Origin of the sequence: Aeromicrobium sp. Leaf350, assembly GCF_916858655.1 — a bacterium.
In the GTDB taxonomy this organism is placed as follows: domain Bacteria; phylum Actinomycetota; class Actinomycetes; order Propionibacteriales; family Nocardioidaceae; genus Aeromicrobium.
In genome coordinates this window covers 1597905-1615675 of the sequence record NZ_CAKASL010000001.1, presented here as the reverse complement: position 1 = coordinate 1615675, position 17771 = coordinate 1597905, and the positions used below count along the sequence as shown (strand labels likewise).

Here is a 17771-nt window from a genome sequence, read left to right as displayed (position 1 = left end):
TCGAGGCATGACCGCTCTCCTCACCGTCACCGGAACCCTCGTCGTCCGCGAGCGGATCGACCTGCCCGCGGGGGCGGTGGCCACGGTCAAGGTGGTCGACGCCGAGGGCGAGGTGCACGGAGCCGCCGCGTTCGACGTCGAGATGACGCCGGTCGACTGGGCCGTGACGATCGATCCCCAGCTCGTCGCCGATCCCGACCGCCTCCTCGTGTGGGCCATGCTGCGCACGGGTGTCGGCGTGTGGGGCACGCCCGAGCTCGCGCCGGTGTCCGCCGCCGGCAACGCCACCGAGACGGTGCTCGAGCGCGTCGACGGCGACTGACGTGCGCCCTGGGCCGACCGACGGCGTCAACCACATCGACCCCGACGAGGCTCGCGACACCGAGGCCGGGCCCGTGCTCGAGCGGGTCGCCCGCCTGCTCGCCCCGTACCGCACCCAGCTCGTGCTGGTGCTGGTCGCGGTCATCGCGTCGGCGGCCCTCACGTCGCTGATCCCGTTCCTGACCAAGGCGGTCTTCGACAACGCGCTGTTCCCCACCGACGGCGGAGGGGTGCAGCTCGACGTGCTCACGTGGCTCGTCGCGGCGATGTGCGTCATCCCGCTCGTCACGGCGTTGATCTCGATCGCCCAGAACTGGCTGACCTCCACGATCGGCAACTCGGCGATGGCCGACCTGCGCGGCGAGCTCTTCGCGCACCTGCAGACGATGGAGCTGGCCTTCTTCACGGCGACCAAGACCGGCGTGATCCAGTCGCGCCTCGCCAACGACGTCGCCGGCGTGCGCACCGTCCTGACCGACACCGCCACGACGATCGTGCAGAACTCGGTCACGGTGCTCGCGGCGGTCGTGTCGATGGTGCTGCTGTCGTGGCAGCTCACGCTCCTGACCCTCGTGCTGATGCCGATCTTCATCGTGGTGCAGCTGCGGGTCGGTCGCCGGCGCCAGGTCATCGCCCGCAAGACCCAGGAGTCGCTGTCGGACATGACCGCGATCACCGAGGAGGCGCTCAGCGTCTCGGGCATCCTGCTGAGCAAGGTCTTCGACCGCGGCGAGACCGAGGTCGTGCGGTATCGCGACGCGAACCAGCAGCAGGTGCGCCTGCAGGTCTCGCAGGCCATGACCGGGCGCACCTTCTTCGCCACGGTGCAGACCTTCTTCGCCATCACGCCCGCGCTGATCTACCTGCTGGCAGGTCTGCTGGTCACCGGGCGCGTGCCCGGAGGCGCTGACGCGCTCACCGCGGGAACACTCGTCGCCTTCACGACGCTGCAGGCCCGTCTGCAGATGCCGCTGCTGCAGCTCATGCGCGTGACGCTCGACGTGCAGACCTCGCTCGCCCTGTTCCGTCGCATCTTCGAGTACCTCGACCTGCAGCCGACCATCACCGAGAAGTCCGGTGCGGTCGAGCTGGAACGTCCCCGCGGCGCGATCGAGCTGCGCGACGTCTGGTTCCGGTACCCCGCGCCGCGATCGCTCGCCGGACGTCCGCTGGAGCCGCAGCACGAGTCCGTCCTCGACGCCCGCGCCGACGCCGACGACTCCTGGGCGCTGCGCGACATCTCCTTCCGCCTCGAGCCGGGGCAGTTCGCCGCGATCGTCGGACCCTCGGGATCGGGCAAGACCACCGCGACGTACCTCGTCCCCCGGCTCTACGACGTGACCCGCGGCGCGGTGCTGATCGACGGGCACGACGTGCGCGACCTGACGCTCTCGTCGCTCTCGCGCGCCGTCGGGGTGGTCACGCAGGACGCCTACCTGTTCCACGGCACGATCCACGACAACCTCGCGTACGCGCGTCCGGGCGCGACCGAGGACGAGATCGTGCAGGCCGCGCGCGACGCGAACATCCACGACAGGATCATGAGCTTCCCCGAGGGCTACGCGACGCTGACGGGCGAGCGCGGATACCGCCTGTCAGGGGGCGAGAAGCAGCGCATCGCCCTCGCGCGGGTGCTGCTCAAGAACCCGCCGCTGCTGATCCTGGACGAGGCCACGAGTGCCCTCGACACCGAGACCGAACGGGTCGTGCAGGAGGCGCTCGAGCGCGCCGCCGCCGATCGCACGACCATCGCGATCGCCCACCGGCTCTCGACCGTGCGCCGTGCCGACCTGATCCTCGGCGTCGAGAACGGCCGGCTCGTCGAGTCAGGCACCCACGAGGAGCTGTTGGCGTCCGGGGGCCTCTACGCCCGCCTGCACGCCGAGCGCACCGACGCCTGAGCCAGGCCTTCCGGTGGTCTGAATCGTGAGCGGATCGGCGTTAGGCTCGAGGGCATGGACAGCACCGGGCGCACGTACCTCCTCGTCGACGGCGAGAACATCGACGCGACGCTCGGCGGCTCCATCCTCGGTCGACGCCCCCAGCCGCAGGAGCGCCCGCGCTGGGACCGCCTGCTGACGTTCTCTGAGGAGCACTGGGGCCAGCCCGTCACCGCCCTGTTCTTCCTCGCCGTGCACGGCGAGCTCCCGATGCCGTTCGTGCAGGCGCTGACCTCGCTCGGCTACACACCGGTGCCGCTGTCGGGCGCGCCCGACCAGAAGGTCGTCGACCTCGGCATCCAGCGCACCCTCGAGGAGATCGGCCGCCGCGAGGGCGACGTCGTCCTCGTCAGCAACGACGGCGACTTCATCCCCCAGCTCGCGCCGCTCATCGGCACGCGACGCACCGGCCTGCTGGCGTTCAACGAGTTCCGCAACCTCGGCTACACCGAGCTGCAGGCGCAGGGCCTCGAGGTCTTCGACCTGGAGTACGACGTCCACGCCTTCACCGAGACGCTGCCGCGCCTGCGCGTCATCCCGATCGACGAGTTCGACCCCGCCCAGTTCCTGGGGTAGAGGGCCGCGGCGAGCCGCACCACGATCGACCAGGCGCCAACTTGTCGATAACGTGCGTCGGATGGGCCTGACGCTGTGCGACGACGTGTCCGCTGCAGACTGGATCGTCCACGCGACCGCCGACTGGTCGCGAATCTCCAGGTTCGGTCCACCTGGTCTTGCCGGGTACGCGCGCGTTCCCTACATGTCGAGGTCGACCGCTGCCATCGAGCCTGGGCATCGCCCCACTCTCGACGAGATCACTCAGCAGCGTGGGGTGCTCGAGATGCTCGCGCAGACGACCAACTCTCGCCGCCGCTGCTACTTCGCCCTGTGGGACGGATGGTCCGACACCTCACTGCCGCCGCCCCGGACCTTTTCGATCCCTCACCGCACGTACGTCCTGTTCGAGGGTTCGATCGCCGACCTCTCGGGGTGGCGGGATGCTGTCGGGTGTCCCGAGTCATCGGCTCGGATAGCTCTCGCGTGGCCGGCTGACCACACGTGGTTCATGGGCAGCGATGTCGACCCCGACTGGATGGGTGTTGGCTCGAGCCGAGCAGCCATCTCGGTGCTCCTCGGAGATCGCGCGTTCCGGGCGGCGAAGGCAGACCCCGGGGCGAGCCATCCCGACGACGACCTTCGCTGAGGTGTTTCCGTCGAGGTCATGCCCCGTTCGACGCGGGATCGACACAGCTCCGGGGATTGCGGTCGTCATGACGACGACGATCCCCCGAGCTTCGTCGGCGGTGCGTCAGAACGCCAGGCCGACGTACTTGGTCTCGAGGTACTCCTCGATGCCCTCGGTGCCGCCCTCGCGGCCGAAGCCGGAGGCCTTGACGCCACCGAACGGCGCCGCCGGGTTCGAGACGATGCCCTGGTTGATGCCGACCATGCCGGTCTCCAGGCCCTCGTACACACGGATCACGCGGGCGTGGTCGCGGGTGAAGGCGTACGCGACGAGGCCGTACTCGGTGTCGTTGGCCATCGCGATGGCGTCGGCCTCCTCGGTGAACGTGAAGACCGGCGCGACCGGACCGAAGATCTCCTCGGTGCGCAGGTCGGCCTCGAGCGGCACGTCGGTCAGCACCGTCGGCGGGTAGAACCAGCCCGGACCCTCCGGCACGACGCCACCGGTGCGCACCGTCGCGCCCTTGCCGATCGCGTCGGCGACGAGCTGGGCGACCTTGTCGCGCTGGGCCTCCTCGACGAGCGGGCCGACGTCGACCCCGTCCTCCAGACCGGCACCGACCTTCAGGCCCTGCATGCGCTCGGTGAGCTTGGTGGAGAACTCCTCGGCCACGGACTCGTGCACGATGAACCGGTTCGCGGCGGTGCAGGCCTCGCCGATGTTGCGCATCTTGGCGAGCATCGCGCCGTCGACGGCGGCATCGACGTCGGCGTCGTCGAAGACGAGGAACGGGGCGTTGCCGCCGAGCTCCATCGAGACGCGGAGCAGGCCCTGGGCGCTCTGCTCGACCAGGGAGCGACCGACCTCGGTCGACCCCGTGAAGGTCAGCTTGCGCAACCGGGGATCGGCGATCAGCGGACCCATGACCTTGCCGGTGCTCTTGGTGGTGACGACGTTCAGCACGCCGTCGGGCAGCCCCGCCTCCTTCAGCACCTGCGCGAGCCACAGCATCGTGAGCGGCGTGAGGCCCGCGGGCTTCACGACGATGGTGCACCCGGCGGCGATCGCCGGCGCGATCTTGCGCGTGCCCATCGCGAGCGGGAAGTTCCAGGGAGTGATCGCGAGCACCGGGCCGACGGGCTGCTTGAGGGTGAGCAGGCGCGTCGCACCGTTCGGGGCCACGGAGTAGCGGCCCGCGATGCGCACGGCCTCCTCGGAGAACCAGCGCAGGAACTCGGCTCCGTAGGCGATCTCGGCCCTGCTCTCCGAGAGCGGCTTGCCCATCTCGAGCGTCATGATCGTCGCGAGCTCGTCGGTGCGCTCGGTCACGATCTCGAAGGCGCGCCGCAGGATCTCGCCGCGGTCGCGCGGCGGGGTGGCAGCCCAGTCCTTCTGCGCAGCCACGGCCGCGTCGAGAGCGGCCGCGCCGTCCTCGACCGTCGCGTCGGCGACGCGGGCGATCTCGTCGCCGCTCGCCGGGTCCTCCACCGCGAAGGTGCCGCCGCCGGTCGCGTCGCGCCAGCTCCCGCCGATGAAGAGCTGCTGGGGAACCTCGGGCAGGGCGTCGTGAGCACTCATGAGTCCGAGACTAGGACGCGGTGCCACGACCCGACAGTCGACGAGCTCCGTCCGCCCGAACTCAGTCGTCGAAGCCGGTGCGCGTGCGCTCCAGGATCGGGGCGAGGTCGAGCCCCGTCGGCAGGGTGCCGAACGCGCCGCCCCAGTCGCGGTCCAGTCGCGAGGCGCAGAAGGCGTCGGCCACGGCGCTCGGCGCGTGCCGCAGCAGCTGCGACCCCTGGAACACGAGCGCCATCTGCTCGACCACGCGACGCGCCCGCAGCTGGATGTCGTCGAAGGAGGTGAGCTCCTTCGCCAGCCGGTCGAGGGCGTCGTCGTACCGGCCGTCGACGCCGCGGGCGAGCTCGGCCTCCGCGAAGAAGGCGTCCAGCGTGTGCGGCTCGCGGGCGAGGGCCCGCAGCGCGTCCAGGGCGGCGACGTTGCCCGAGCCCTCCCAGATCGAGAGCAGCGGCATCTCGCGATAGATGCGCGCGAGGTCGAAGTCCTCGATGTAGCCGTTGCCGCCGAGGCACTCCAGCGCCTCGCCGGCGGCGATGGGTGCGCGCTTGCAGACGTAGTACTTCGTGACGGCCAGCGCGATGCGACGCAGGGCCGCCTCGCTCTCGTCGCCGCGGATGGCCCGGTCGTTCGCGCCGGCGAGGCGCAGCATCGCCGTGGTCGCCGCCTCCGACTCGACCTGGAGGTCGGCCAGGACGTTGCGCATCGCCGGCTGGTCGATCAGCCTCTCGCCGAAGGCCGAGCGGTGCCGGGCGTGGTGCGCCGCCTGCGCCACCGCGGTACGCATGCCGGAGGACGAGCCGATCACGCAGTCGAGGCGGGTCATGTTGACCATCTCGACGATGGTGCGGACCCCGCGACCTTCCTCGCCGACGAGCCACCCGGTCGCACCGTCGTACTCGATCTCGGAGGACGCGTTGGAGCGGTTGCCGAGCTTGTCCTTGAGCCGCATGAAGCGCATCGCGTTGCGCTCTCCGCCGGGCAGCACTCGCGGCACCGCGAAGCACGAGATGCCGTTCTCGGTCTGGGCCAGGGTGAGGAACAGGTCCGACATCGGCGCGGACGTGAACCACTTGTGGCCCACCAGCGTGTGCGTGCCGTCCGACTGCGGCGCGGCCGTGGTCGTGTTCGCGCGGACGTCGGAGCCGCCCTGCTTCTCGGTCATCGACATGCCGGCGATCAGGCCGCGCTTGGTGAACGGGTCGGCGAGCACCGGGTCGTACTCGCGGTTCGTCAGCAGGGGCTCGAGCTGCGACGTGAGTCCGGCGTTCGCGCGAAGGGCCGGGATCGCGGCGTAGGTCATCGAGATGGGACACCCGTGGCCCGCGTCGACCGACCACACCATGAACTTCGCGGCACGGGCGACGTGCGCCCCGGCGCGGTCGTCGGCCCAGGGCGCGCCGTGCAGCCCGTGGCCGACCGCCGTCTCCATGAGCCGGTGGTACTCGGGGACGTACTCGACATCGTCGATGCGGTGCCCGTAGCGGTCGTGCGTGTGCAGGCGCGGGGGCACGCGCTCGGCGAGGCGGCCCCACGACCGGGCCTCCTCGGTGCCCGCGAGGCGGCCGAGCTCGTCGATCTCGGGCAGGGCCCAGCCGGCTCCCTCGCGCTCGACGCCCTCGCGCAGCGCCGGGTCGTCGGCCGTGCTGTGGCCGACCAGCGGCGGTGCCTGGTTCTGGACCTCGTGGGTCTGGTGCGACGTGGTCATCGGGGGTCCTCTCCCTTGTTCGTGGACGGTCCGGCATCGCCGAACGGAGGCCCGTCGCGCTCCGCGACGGCCTGGCGGAATCCGACCTCCATCGACCGGGCCGCGAACGAGTAGCCCTCCCGCGTGTGGCGGGAGATGCCGTCGAAGACGGTCGAGATCATGCGGCTGTTCTCCACGCCCTGGGCCACGAGTGCCGAGTTGAGCGCGAGCTTGACCATCATGAGCTGGTTGACCGGCATCGCGGCGATGCGCGCGAGCAGGTGCTCGGTGCGCGCGTCGAGGTCCTCGGGCTCGGGCGCCTCGATCGCGAGACCCCACTCCAGGGCCTCGCGGCCCGACAGCGAGTCGCCCGTCAGGAGGAGGCGCTTGGCCCGCTGGTCGCCGAGACGGTGCGCCCACAGGCCGGCGCTCGGGACGCCCCACACGCGGGTCGGCGGGTAGCCGATCTTGGCGTCGGCCGCGATGAGGATCTGGTCGCAGTGCAGGGCGATGTCGGTGCCGCCGGCGACGCAGAACCCGTGGATCTTGGCGACGGTCGGCTTGTCGGCGTGCAGCAGGCTCGCGTAGCCGCGGGTGAAGCGGCTCATCATCGCGTAGTCGACCATCGGGTCCCAGGTCTGCTCGGGATCGTGGTTGGGGATGGCCTGCTCCGCGAAGGCGGCGAGGTCGTAGCCCCCGCAGAAGCCCTTGCCCCGGCCGCTCACCACGATCACGTGGACGCGGGGGTCGAGGTCCGCGCGCTCGACGGCGTGCGCGAGGTCGAGCGGCGTGTCCGGCGTGATCGCGTTGCCCTGCTCGGCCCGGTCGAAGGTGATCCGGGCGATGCGGCCGTCGACCTCGTAGGTCAGCGTGCGGTACTCGCGCTCGGCCTGCCAGCGGCTGGACGCGTCACCGTCCACGACCGGGTCGTCGGACGTGCGGCGCCACGGTGCTGCATCGGTCGCGTCGAGGTCTGCCATGCGCGGCACGTTACACAATCTGTACCAGTTGTGTCGAGAGTTGTAATCATGGGACAGTGACCGCGATGAGCGTCCCCGACCCGCGTGCTGCCGACCCGCGACCCCTGACGGCACGATCCGTCGCCCTGTCGCTGCTGCTCGGGGCGCACCCCGCCCGCCTCAGCCCCGCCCAGCTGACCCGCGCCGGCGAGCACTTCGGCGTGCCCGCCGCGACGCTGCGGGTGGCGTTGACCCGGGCGATCGCGTCCGGCGACCTCGAGCGGGCCGACGGTGACTACGTCCTGGGCGAGCGGCTCGTCGAGCGTCAGCACCGCCAGGACGAGGGCGTGCTGGACGCCGAGACCACCTGGGACGGTGACTGGGAGATGGCCGTCGTGGTCGTCGCCGGCCGCACCGGCCCCGAACGGGCGGCGCTGCGTCAGACGCTCGTGCGGGCACGCCTCGCCGAGCTGCGCGAGGGCACGTGGATGCGGCCCGCCAACCTCCGCCGTTCCTCGCCGGTCGGCGACGAGCTCGTCGTGCGCACCTTCCACGCCCGCCCGGACGGCCCCGCCGACGAGCTCGCGGCCGAGCTGTGGGACCTCGCCTCGCTGGCCCGGGAGGGACACGCACTCCTGTCCACGCTGGAGGGCACCCACGAACCGGCGGCGCGCCTCCGGGCCGCGAGCGACGTCGTCCGCCATCTCGCGGACGACCCCCTGCTGCCGCGCGAGCTGCTGCCGGCCGACTGGCCCGGCCCGCGGCTGCGGGCGGCCTACGCCGACTACCGCGCCGAGCTCCGCGACCTCGCGATCGCCTGAGCCCCCAACCGCCCCCTGAGGTGCGAGCTTGCGAGCCTCGAAGGGGGCTCCTCAGCCACCCGGGTCAGCTGATGCGACGCACGAGGTCGCTCGCCGCCACCGCGCCCGGGTGCAGGACCGACGCGATCGCCTCGACGCCGTCGACGACGCGGGGGCCCGGACGCACGACGACCGCGTTGCCGTCGATCGCCCAGACCTGGGCGCTCGGGAGGTGGCGGGCCACCACCTCCGCCTGCTCGGCGGCACCCTCGAGGCCGTAGCCGCACGGCGCCACGAGCACCACCTCCGGCTCGGTCGCGGCGAGCGCGTCCCACGAGCCGGGTCCGGACGCGGTGCCCGCGTGCATCCCGACGGGGATGCCGCCCGCGGCCGCCACCTGGTCGGGGATCCAGTGACCGCCCGTGAAGAGCGGGTCGACCCACTCGACGACCGCCGCGCGCGGATGCGGGCGTCTGGCCACCGCGGCGGCGACGGCCGCGAGACGCTCACGCAGGCGCGTGGTCACGAGCCTCGCCTCGTCGGTCGAGCCGAGCGCGTCGCCGACCGTCAGCACCGAGGCGACGACGTCGTCGAGCGTCATCGGGTCGAGCGTCACGACGTCCGCTCGGCACTGCAGGTGGGTCAGTGCGGCGTCGACCTGTCCGGTGGGCACGGCACACACACGGCAGAGGTCCTGGGTCAGGATCACGTCCGGCGCGAGGTCGGCCATCGCGCCCTCGTCGAGCGTGTAGAGGTCACGCCCCGCGGCGAGCTCGGCTCGCACGTAGGCGTCGATCGCGGCGACGTCCATCGCCGAGGTGTCGCGTCCCGACACGATGACGCGGTGGTCGGCGCGGGCCGAGGCCGGCTCGTCGCACTCGAACGTCACGCCGACGAGGCGGTCCTGCGCCCCGAGGGCGTAGACGATCTCGGTGGCCGAGGGCAGCAGGGAGACGACGCGCACGGCGAGTGGTCGGCTCGTCAGGCCGCGGCGTCGTCGGTGCGGCGCCGGCCGCGCAGACGCACCACCACGAAGGTGATCACGACGACCAGGACGGCGACGATGACGACCCTCTGGAACAGGTCGGCGTAGGGCTCGACCTTCTCCCAGTCCGAGCCGAGGCGGTAGCCGGCGATCACGAAGATCGAGTTCCAGATCAGGCTGCCCGCGGTGGTGAGGGCGAGGAACAGCCCGAAGTTCATCTTCTCGACCCCGGCCGGCAGCGAGATGACGCTGCGGAAGATCGGCACCATCCGGCCGAAGAAGACCGCCTTGGAGCCGTGCTTCGCGAACCAGGCCTCGGTGCGCTCCAGGTCGGAGACCTTCAGCAGCGGCGTCTTCTCGAAGACCCACATCGACCGCTCGCGGCCGAACGCGCGGCCGAGCCAGTACAGGACCACCGCACCGATGACCGAGCCGGCCGTCGTCGCGAAGAGCGCCCCCTCGAGGGAGAAGATGCCCTGACTGGCCGCGAAGCCGGCGATCGGCAGGACGATCTCGCTGGGGATCGGCGGGAACAGGTTGTCCAGGCCCACGGCGATCGCAGCGCCGGCGAGGCCCAGCTTGTCCATGAGGTCGACCATGACGCCGGCGAGCCCGTCGACCTCCGTCGTGCTCGACACGTCGGCCGCGGCCAGATCCAGTAACGTCACAGCGATGAGCGTAACGGGGGCGCGACTGCGGCACGGCCGTGGACGAGGGGGTCCCGCGCGCCGCAGCGCTGTCGCGGCGACGATCGTCCTCGTGCTCGTGGTGGCTCAGGCCTGCACCGGCGGGGGCGGCGAGGACACGACCACCGAGGCCGACCAGGTCACGACGCAGCAGCCCGGCGACGCGATGACCCTGGTCGACGACGCGGCGCCCACCGATCGCGCACTGGCCGTCTCGGAGCTGCTGTTCACCCGCTCGGAGGTCGTCGTGGTGGCCACCGCCGACCAGGCGGCTCCGGCTGCTGAGCTGGCGCGCGAGCACGGCGTGCCGGTGCTGCCCGCCGAGGCCGCCGGACTTCCCGAGGAGCTCACGCGGCTCGACACCGCGACGGTGCTGCTCGTCGGCGAACCGGTAACGCCCCTGCCCGACCTGGTCGGCGAGGTCGTCCCGGTCGAGGCGACGGCGCTCGAGGCGAGCCTGTCCGAGCACCTGACCGAGCCGCAGCCCGTGGAGGCGGCGGAGGGAGCCGTGGTGCTGACCCTCGACCCGGCAGCAGACGTGCTGTCGCTCGCCACGGCCGGCGCCGGCGACGTCGTGGCGGTGCCCGGCGGCGACCCGCGCACCGACCCCGCTGTGGCCGACCAGCTGCGCGAGCTCGGCGACCGGCCGACCATCGTGCTGGGTACCGGGTGGGTCGAGCCGCAGTACACCCTCGACGTCGTGCGCAACCAGCCCGAGCAGCCCGGCGGCGGACACACGATCTTCCCCGGTCGCCACGTCGTCGCGCTGTACGGATCGCCAGGGATCCCGGCCCTCGGGATGCTGGGCGAGCAGGACCCGGCGGCCTCCGTCGTGCGCACGCAACAGGTCGTCGACCAGTACGCGGCCATCAGCGACCGGCCCGTCGTCGGAGCCTTCGAGCTCATCTCGACGATCGCCGACGCCGACATCGGCCCCGACGGCGACTACTCGCGCGAGGTCCCGGTGGAGACCCTGCGGCCGTGGGTCGACGCGGCCCGGGACGCGGGGCTGTACGTCATCCTCGACCTCCAGCCGGGTCGCACGGACTTCCTGACCCAGGCGAAGCGCTACGAGGAGCTGCTCCGCGAGCCGCACGTCGGACTCGCGCTCGATCCCGAGTGGCGTCTGGCCCCTGACCAGGTGCACCTGCGCCAGTTCGGGTCCGTCACCGGGGCCGAGGCCGACGCGGTCGCGGCCTGGCTCGCCGAGCTGACCCGCGAGGAGGACCTGCCCCAGAAGCTGTTCGTCCTGCACCAGTTCGCGACGTCGATGATCACCGACCGCCAGCTCGTCCGCAGCGACCGGCCCGAGCTGCAGGTCGTCATCCACGTCGACGGGCAGGGTTCCCCCGGGGCGAAGGTCGGCACGTGGAACGTGATCCGGCAGGGAGCCGCCCCGTCGATCGCCTGGGGCTGGAAGAACTTCGTCCACGAGGACCTCCCGATGCTGACCCCGGAACAGACGTGGGGGGTCGCTCCGAGGCCCGACCTCGTGACGTATCAGTAACTCGCCGTGACAGGCGGCGGACGGTCGCTTGCCAGTGTCGGGCCGCAATGACAAGATCACGGCGGGGAGGGCAGAACCGGACCCTCGGGTCCGGCAACGAGAGGAACACCCATGGCGAAGCTCGACCCTTCGGTCGTCGAGACCCTGAAGGCGGTCACCGACTTCGACGAGACCACGGTCAAGGCGCTCGCGACGCACGGGACGCTCGTCAACGTGCCGGCCCGCTGGTCGCTCATGTGGGAGAACACCCCGGCCGACAAGGCCTACATCATCCTCGAAGGCGACGTCGTGATCCGCAAGGACAACGCCGACATCGCCGAGCTCGGCCCGGGCGCGGTCATCGGCGAGATCGCCCTGGTCAACCGCAAGCTGCGCAGCGCGTCGGTCTTCGCGCTCTCGCCGCTCAAGGCGCTGCACTTCACGGACGAGGCGATCGCCGCCCTCAGCAACGACAACCCGAGCTTCGGCGAGGCCCTCAAGCAGGCCGCCGCCGACCGCCTCGCGAGTGACTGATCCGCAGGACGACCCCGGCGCCGGGACCGACTCAGGTGCCCGCGCGCACGCCTTCGACCCCGCCATCCTCATCGAGGTGGCGGGGTCGTACCTGCTGGGCGACGACGGCCCGGCCCTGACCCGGCACGAGGTCGCCGAGCGGTCGGGGGTGCCGCTGGAGCAGGCGCAGCAGATGTGGCGCTCGCTCGGGTTCGCCGAGACCGGCGACGACGAGGCGGCCTTCACCGCGGCCGACGTCGCAGCACTGGAGGACGTGCAGGAGCTCGTCGAGCTGCGCGTCCTGGATCCCGAGGTGCTGCCGGCCCTGGTGCGCACGATGGGGTCCACGTTCTCGCGCATGGCCGACTGGCAGACCCGACTGCTGCTCGCGACGCTGGTCGACGCGCCGGACGACGAGCTGCCGCTGGAGCTGCTGACCGAGATCGTCCCGGTCGTCGAGCGCCTGCAGTCCTACATCTGGCGGCGGCACCTCGTCAGCGCCGCGAGCCGGCTGATGCTCTCCGGCTCGACCGACAGCCGGTCCACCCCGCTCGCCGTCGGGTTCGTCGACATCGTCGGCTACACGGCGCAGAGTCGGCGGCTCAGCACGACCGAGCTCGCGGCGATGGTCGAGACGTTCGAGCGCATCACGTCCGAGCTCGTCGTCGAGGCGGGGGGACAGGTCGTCAAGACGATCGGTGACGAGGTGCTCTACACGCTGGGCGACCCGTTCGCGGCGGCCGAGCTGGCGCTCGCGCTGGTCGACCGCGGCGCGGACGACGTGGAGGGCGAGGGGTCGGCCGACGGCTACCCGCAGGTGCGCGTGGGCACGGCGTACGGCACGGTGCTGTCGCGTCTCGGCGACGTGTACGGGCCGGTCGTGAACATCGCCGCCCGGCTCACGTCCGTCTCGCGGCCCGGGCGCGCGCTGATCGACGCCGAGCTCGCGGCGCTGGTGCGCGACGACGACCGGTTCCGCGTGCGGCGCGCGCCCCGGGCCTCGGTCAAGGGCTACGAGCACCTCGAGCTCTGGTCGCTCAAGCACCCCAAGCCCCGCCGCTGACCCCGGGCGGTGAGCTAGTCGCCCACCCCGACCCTGGGCGGTGAGCTAGTCGCCCATCCCGACCGCTGAAGGGCGACTCACTCACCGCCTGCACGGGCGATGGACGCCAGCTCACTGCCCGAGGGTGAGGTGGGGCCAGTCGTCGAGGTCACGGAGGAGCTGGCGGTCGTGCGTCGCGACCACGACCGCGGCGGACGTCGCGCGGATCGCGGCGGTGAGCTCGTCCACGAGCCAGGCCGCCAGGTGGTTGGTCGGCTCGTCGAGGACGATCAGGTTCGGCCGGCCCGCCAGGTGCAGCGCCAGGTCCAGGCGACGTCGCTGACCCTCGGACATGCGCCCGGCCGGGGTACGTCGTGCCTCCCGGTCGAGCAGGCCCGTCGCACCGAGTCCCACCGCGTCACCGGGGCGGAGCAGACCGTGTGCTGCCAGGCGAGCGACGTGCTCCTCGTGCAGGCGGTCCGCGGTGTGGTCGCCCGGCCAGGCGGGGGCCTCCTGTCCCACGTGCGCGATGCGCGCGCCCGACAGGTGTCGCACCCGCCCGGAGTCCGGCTCGAGCACCCTCGTCAGGACCTGCAGGAGGGTGGACTTGCCGGCGCCGTTGGGTCCGGTCACCACGAGGTGGTCGCCGCCGTGGAGGTCGAGCGTGACCGGCGCATCCAACCGGTGCCGCACCGTGACGCTCTCACAGCGCGCCAGCGGCACGCCGGGCCTGACCCGTGGCTCGGGCCACCGCAGCTGCGGTGGAGGAGGCGGTACCGAGACGCGGTGGGCCTCCAACAGCTCCTGCTCACGCCGCAGGGCTCGGACCACTCCCGGGGCGTGCGACTGACGCGTGTGCTTCCCGGTCCCCTTCTCCGGTCGCCAGCCCGAGCTGAGCCGGTCGCGCGCCTGCTGGACGGAGTCCTGCAGGCGACGCAGCTCGGCCTCCTGCGCCGCGTGGTCCTCCTCCCAGCGGGCCCGGTCGCGCCGACGGCCGTCCTGCCACGCCTCGTACCCGCCCGCGTGCAGGCGCGGCGTGCCGTCCTCGCTCGGGTCGAGATCGAGGAACTCCCGTGCGACGTCGCGCAGCAGCGCGCGGTCGTGGCTCACCAGCACGACGCCTCCGGAGTGGTCGCGGATGCGTCGGGTCAGGTACGCGAGTGCGTCGGCGTCGAGATGGTTCGTGGGCTCGTCCAGCAGCCACAGGTCATGACTGCCGCCGAGCACGCACGCCAGGCGCACGCGATACCGCTGCCCCACCGACAACGTGGCCAGTGGACGGTCGCGGTCGGTGCACGCGCCGAGGCCCTCGAGTGCGGCGTCGACGCGCCGGTCGGCGTCCCACGCGTCCAGACGCGTCGCGGCGTCGAGGGCTGACGCGTACGCCTCGTCCGCTCCGGTCAGGCCCTCGCTCAGCGCGTGGGTGGCAGCGTCGAGAGCCCGCAGGGCCGCACGCGAGGACTCCAGCGCCTCGTCGACGAGCGCGCCGACGGTCTCGCAGGACCCGACGTCCATCGACTGGCGTGTCAGGGCGACGGTCCCGATGCGGTGCACCGACCCGCGTTCGGGCACGTCGTCGGGACCGGTCGTCCCGGCCAGCAGGTGCAGCAGGGTGGTCTTGCCGCGACCGTTCTCGCCCACGAGGGCGAGGCGTGATCGGGCGCTGACGGTCACCGACAGGTCGGTGAACAGCGTCCGCGCGCCACGGACGACCGTGAGCGACTCCGCGCGGATCTGGGCGAGGTCGCCGGCGGGCAGGTGGTGGAGGTGGTCGGACAGGCCGACGGAATCATGGTCGGACAGGCCGACGGGGTCGATGGACACAGGAAAGCTCCCGAGCTCGTGGGGTGAGCCGGGCGGACACGACGGAGCCGCCCGGCGAAGGCCGGAGCGGCGAGCAGGCGAAGGTGTCTCGGGTGCGCGCCGTCAGGCGGCGAGGCGCAGGCGCATCGAGGCGGTGCACGCCATCGAGACGAATCCTGTGAACATGCCGCCCAGCCTAACGGAGCCCGACCACGTCCGCCGCCCGTCCCCCGCGGGCGGTGAGCTAGTCGCCCATCCCGCACCCGGGGTCAGGGGGTGGGCCAGGTGCGGAGGAGGGCGTCGAGGGCGTCGACCACGCGCGGCCAGGAGTCGGCCGCGGGCGGGGCGCTGTGGTCGAAGGAGCCGGCCGCCTCGAGGTCCAGGAATCCGTGGATCGTGCTGCCCAGCAGACGCACGGCGTGCGGGTGGTCGTGCTCGGGGACGTCGTACCCGCGCAGGATCGTCGCCGAGAGCGCGGTGTGGCGAGGGCCCGCTCCAGCGAGCGCCTCGGTGCGCCCGAGCGGACGATGGCTCGCGGCGTACCGGCCGGGGTGCGCGAAGGCGTAGGTGCGGAACGAGCCGGCCCAGGCCTCGAGCGCGTCGCGTCCCGACCGTCCCGCTACGGCGTCGGCGGCCCGCTCGGCCATCTCCGTCAGCGCGAGCTGGGTGACGCGGCGCAGCAGGTCGTCGGCACCGTCCAGGTGGGCGTAGACGCTCGCCGGCTTGACGCCGACCTGTCGCGCGACGGACGAGACCGTGACCCGGTCCAGACCGTCGCGATCGGCCAGGGCCGCCGCGACCAGCACGAGCTGGTCGGGGGTCAGTCCTGCGCGGGGCATGGGACGAACCTACACCAGTAACACGTTTGCCTACAGGGTGTAGGTTTGGGTCATGGACACGATCGAGCAGCCCGACGTGCGACGCGCCTTCGTGAACTCCTCGCGGAGCCGGGCGGCGGCGGTGACCTTCCCCAGGCCCTGGCCGCCGGCCGAGGTCGAGCAGCGCGACTTCCTGGCCTGGACCGATCCGAAGGCGCCGTTGCGCGCCTATCTGGTCGTGCCGCCGCCCCTGGTGGCGGAGACCGTCGCGATCGAGCTGCGCCTCGGTGAGCAGGGCGGCCCGCCGCGCGCGAGTCTCTGCGACTGGTGCCACACGCAGGACGCCGAGGGCGGCTGCCGACTGGTGGTGGCACCGCGCGCCGGGTCGCGAGGCCGAGCGGGGAACAGCGTCGGCGTCTACGTCTGCGCCGACTTCGACTGCTCGTTGCGCGCTCGACGACCGCTCAAGGCGCACCAGCGCTCCGTCTCCGGCGCCCCCGACCTGCGGGTCGAGGAGCTCGGCGAGCGGGTGGGGCAGTTCGTGGCGCGCGTGCTCGACGAGGCCTGAGCACCTAGGTCGACAGCGCCTGCACCACGAGTCGCACGTGCGTCGCGATCCACTGCTCCGAGAAGGGGCCGGTGCGCAGCAGCCAGCGGTGGAAGACCGGTCCGAGCAGCAGCTCGGCCGCCGGGCCCGATTCGGCGACCCCGGCCCGCTCGAACCGGGCCTCGATCGCCGCGACCTGCGGGCGCAGCAACCGCTCCTGCAGCTCCTCGCCGAGCCCTGGACGGTCGGGCAGCAGCGCGACGACGTGACGCATCATCGCGTCGGAGGGCGGGTCGGTGAGCTCGGCCACCATCCCGTCGACGAGCACGCGCAGGTCGGTCGCGAGATCGCCTGTGTCGGGCACCTCGACCCGACCGTCGGCGTCCTGGGACGCGGTCAGCAGCGCGTCGAGCAGCACATGCAGCGGCGAGTCCCAGGTGCGGTAGATCGTCTGCTTGCCGGCCCCCGCGCGTGCGGCGACGCCCTCCATCGTGAGCCCCGGCACCCCGACCTCGGCGACCAGCTCCAGGACGGCGCGATGGACCCGGTCGCGCGTGGAGACCCGCACGCTCACGGTGCGACCTCGGCGAGCGCCGCAACGAAGCGCGGATCGCGCTGGTAGTCCTCGAGGCGGGCGTGCAGGGCGGCGGCGACCTGCTCCGGGGCGTCGTCGCCGAGCAGCACGCGAAGTCGGTCGTCGCTCTCGTCGTCGACGTGCGCCACGATCGCGGCCGCGATCTCAGCGGGAGGCGTGCCGCCGCCGGTGCCCTCGACCGGCCACGGCACGACCGCGGTGCCGAACAGCGTCTCGCGCAGTGCGTCGTACGCCGTGAGCGGATCGGCGAAGGCCATGCTGCTGGTTCCCCAGTCCGTGTCGATGCCGCCGGGCTCGAGGATGCTGACCCGGACCCCGGTGCCCGCGACCTCGCCCGCGAGGGCCTGCGCCATGCCCTCCAGCGACCACTTCGCCGCGTTGTAGGCGCCGAGCAACGGCATCGTGCCCACGGCTCCGGTCGTCGAGACGAACAGCAGGTGGCCCGAGCCCTGTCGGCGCAGGTGGGGCAGCGCCGCCCGGGCGACGCGCGCCGATCCGAGCACGGTGGTGTCGAGGATGCCCCGCAGCTCATCGTCGGTGAGCTCCTCGACGGCGCCGACGAGTCCGTACCCGGCGTTGTTGACGACGACGTCGACACGACCGTGCTCGGCCACGATGCGCTCGGCCGTGGCGACCACCGCCGCCTCGTCGCGCACGTCGAGCGTCATGGGCACGAGGCCGTCACCGCTCGGCAGGGTCGCGGCGTCGCGCCCCGTTGCCACGACCAGGTCGCCGCGCGCTGCGGCCGTCTCGGCCAGGGCACGGCCGAGGCCGCGCGAGGCTCCCGTGATCCACCAGGTCCGTCGTGAGGAGGTCATGTCCCCACCC

Annotated in this window: 18 protein-coding genes; 9 read left to right on the top strand and 9 right to left on the bottom strand. The window is 72.3% G+C overall.

The features are described 5' to 3' along the window. Nucleotides 1-7 precede the first annotated feature (7 nt). From LO931_RS08135 to LO931_RS08120, 4 genes are all read left to right on the top strand, one after another. On the top strand, nt 8-322 hold the full coding sequence (locus LO931_RS08135; RefSeq protein WP_229052862.1) for a YbaY family lipoprotein: 315 nt from the start codon (nt 8-10) through the stop codon (nt 320-322). A gap of 1 nt (nt 323) precedes the next feature. Next, nucleotides 324-2222: an ABC transporter ATP-binding protein gene (locus LO931_RS08130; protein ID WP_229052860.1), complete on the top strand. Its 1899-nt coding sequence runs from the start codon at nt 324-326 to the stop codon at nt 2220-2222. Nucleotides 2223-2276: 54 nt separating this feature from the next. After that, on the top strand, nt 2277-2837 hold the full coding sequence (locus LO931_RS08125; protein WP_229052858.1) for a nuclease: 561 nt from the start codon (nt 2277-2279) through the stop codon (nt 2835-2837). 61 nt (nt 2838-2898) lie between these two features. Continuing rightward, nucleotides 2899-3465 carry a hypothetical protein gene (locus LO931_RS08120; RefSeq protein ID WP_229052856.1) on the top strand — a complete coding sequence of 189 codons (567 nt, stop codon included), beginning with the start codon at nt 2899-2901 and terminating at the stop codon, nt 3463-3465. A 105-nt stretch (nt 3466-3570) separates the two neighbouring features. On the opposite strand, the gene LO931_RS08115 is transcribed toward LO931_RS08120, so the two are convergent. From LO931_RS08115 to LO931_RS08105, 3 genes are all read right to left on the bottom strand, one after another. Further along, the gene (locus tag LO931_RS08115) at nt 3571-5025 is read right to left on the bottom strand and encodes an NAD-dependent succinate-semialdehyde dehydrogenase (RefSeq protein ID WP_229052855.1); all 1455 of its coding nucleotides are present in this window, start codon (nt 5023-5025) and stop codon (nt 3571-3573) included. A gap of 61 nt (nt 5026-5086) precedes the next feature. After that, complete coding sequence (locus tag LO931_RS08110; protein ID WP_229052852.1) at nt 5087-6730, bottom strand: acyl-CoA dehydrogenase family protein; 1644 nt, start codon at nt 6728-6730, stop codon at nt 5087-5089. Beyond that, nucleotides 6727-7689 (bottom strand): crotonase/enoyl-CoA hydratase family protein, encoded by a 963-nt coding sequence (locus LO931_RS08105; RefSeq protein WP_229052849.1) that lies wholly within the window; start codon nt 7687-7689, stop codon nt 6727-6729. Before LO931_RS08105 ends, LO931_RS08110 begins: the two co-directional genes overlap by 4 nt. Before the next feature lie 65 nt (nt 7690-7754). Between LO931_RS08105 and LO931_RS08100 the strand changes: the two genes are divergently transcribed. Beyond that, nucleotides 7755-8489, top strand: a complete 735-nt coding sequence (locus LO931_RS08100; protein ID WP_229052847.1) for a PaaX family transcriptional regulator C-terminal domain-containing protein — start codon at nt 7755-7757, stop codon at nt 8487-8489. Between the two features lie 64 nt (nt 8490-8553). Here the strand turns inward: LO931_RS08100 and LO931_RS08095 are convergent, their stop codons facing one another. Then, complete coding sequence (locus LO931_RS08095) at nt 8554-9432, bottom strand: ABC transporter substrate-binding protein (protein ID WP_229052845.1); 879 nt, start codon at nt 9430-9432, stop codon at nt 8554-8556. A gap of 17 nt (nt 9433-9449) precedes the next feature. After that, on the bottom strand, nt 9450-10121 hold the full coding sequence (locus tag LO931_RS08090) for a DedA family protein (protein WP_229052843.1): 672 nt from the start codon (nt 10119-10121) through the stop codon (nt 9450-9452). Nucleotides 10122-10125: 4 nt separating this feature from the next. Between LO931_RS08090 and LO931_RS08085 the strand changes: the two genes are divergently transcribed. The 3 genes from LO931_RS08085 (at nt 10126) to LO931_RS08075 (ending at nt 13201) form a co-directional block, all read left to right on the top strand. Next, nucleotides 10126-11646, top strand: coding sequence for a hypothetical protein (locus LO931_RS08085; protein WP_229052842.1), 1521 nt, complete (start codon nt 10126-10128; stop codon nt 11644-11646). A gap of 111 nt (nt 11647-11757) precedes the next feature. Further along, entirely contained in the window at nt 11758-12159 is a 402-nt protein-coding gene (locus tag LO931_RS08080; RefSeq protein WP_229052840.1) for a Crp/Fnr family transcriptional regulator, read from the top strand. Then, on the top strand, nt 12152-13201 hold the full coding sequence (locus LO931_RS08075; RefSeq protein ID WP_229052838.1) for an adenylate/guanylate cyclase domain-containing protein: 1050 nt from the start codon (nt 12152-12154) through the stop codon (nt 13199-13201). Before LO931_RS08080 ends, LO931_RS08075 begins: the two co-directional genes overlap by 8 nt. A 111-nt stretch (nt 13202-13312) precedes the next feature. Here the strand turns inward: LO931_RS08075 and LO931_RS08070 are convergent, their stop codons facing one another. Both LO931_RS08070 and LO931_RS08065 read right to left on the bottom strand, forming a co-directional pair. Next, on the bottom strand, nt 13313-15004 hold the full coding sequence (locus LO931_RS08070; protein ID WP_229052836.1) for an ATP-binding cassette domain-containing protein: 1692 nt from the start codon (nt 15002-15004) through the stop codon (nt 13313-13315). 248 nt (nt 15005-15252) lie between these two features. Beyond that, nucleotides 15253-15822: a TetR/AcrR family transcriptional regulator gene (locus LO931_RS08065; RefSeq protein WP_229052834.1), complete on the bottom strand. Its 570-nt coding sequence runs from the start codon at nt 15820-15822 to the stop codon at nt 15253-15255. A 52-nt stretch (nt 15823-15874) separates the two neighbouring features. Between LO931_RS08065 and LO931_RS08060 the strand changes: the two genes are divergently transcribed. Continuing rightward, the gene (locus LO931_RS08060; protein WP_229052832.1) at nt 15875-16369 is read left to right on the top strand and encodes an FBP domain-containing protein; all 495 of its coding nucleotides are present in this window, start codon (nt 15875-15877) and stop codon (nt 16367-16369) included. Between the two features lie 4 nt (nt 16370-16373). On the opposite strand, the gene LO931_RS08055 is transcribed toward LO931_RS08060, so the two are convergent. Next, nucleotides 16374-16922, bottom strand: a complete 549-nt coding sequence (locus LO931_RS08055; protein ID WP_229052830.1) for a TetR/AcrR family transcriptional regulator — start codon at nt 16920-16922, stop codon at nt 16374-16376. Further along, the gene (locus tag LO931_RS08050) at nt 16919-17761 is read right to left on the bottom strand and encodes an SDR family NAD(P)-dependent oxidoreductase (RefSeq protein ID WP_229052828.1); all 843 of its coding nucleotides are present in this window, start codon (nt 17759-17761) and stop codon (nt 16919-16921) included. The genes LO931_RS08055 and LO931_RS08050 overlap by 4 nt, the downstream gene beginning before the upstream one ends. Between the last annotated feature and the right edge of the window lie 10 nt (nt 17762-17771).

Coding starts and splice junctions, on each gene's coding strand:
- LO931_RS08135 (WP_229052862.1), top strand. CDS start 8: ATGACCGCTCTCCTCACCGTCACCGGAACCCTCGTCGTCCGCGAGCGG.
- LO931_RS08125 (WP_229052858.1), top strand. CDS start 2,277: ATGGACAGCACCGGGCGCACGTACCTCCTCGTCGACGGCGAGAACATC.
- LO931_RS08120 (WP_229052856.1), top strand. CDS start 2,899: ATGGGCCTGACGCTGTGCGACGACGTGTCCGCTGCAGACTGGATCGTC.
- LO931_RS08115 (WP_229052855.1), bottom strand. CDS start 5,025: ATGAGTGCTCACGACGCCCTGCCCGAGGTTCCCCAGCAGCTCTTCATC.
- LO931_RS08110 (WP_229052852.1), bottom strand. CDS start 6,730: ATGACCACGTCGCACCAGACCCACGAGGTCCAGAACCAGGCACCGCCG.
- LO931_RS08105 (WP_229052849.1), bottom strand. CDS start 7,689: ATGGCAGACCTCGACGCGACCGATGCAGCACCGTGGCGCCGCACGTCC.
- LO931_RS08100 (WP_229052847.1), top strand. CDS start 7,755: ATGAGCGTCCCCGACCCGCGTGCTGCCGACCCGCGACCCCTGACGGCA.
- LO931_RS08085 (WP_229052842.1), top strand. CDS start 10,126: ATGAGCGTAACGGGGGCGCGACTGCGGCACGGCCGTGGACGAGGGGGT.
- LO931_RS08080 (WP_229052840.1), top strand. CDS start 11,758: ATGGCGAAGCTCGACCCTTCGGTCGTCGAGACCCTGAAGGCGGTCACC.
- LO931_RS08065 (WP_229052834.1), bottom strand. CDS start 15,822: ATGCCCCGCGCAGGACTGACCCCCGACCAGCTCGTGCTGGTCGCGGCG.
- LO931_RS08060 (WP_229052832.1), top strand. CDS start 15,875: ATGGACACGATCGAGCAGCCCGACGTGCGACGCGCCTTCGTGAACTCC.
- LO931_RS08050 (WP_229052828.1), bottom strand. CDS start 17,761: ATGACCTCCTCACGACGGACCTGGTGGATCACGGGAGCCTCGCGCGGC.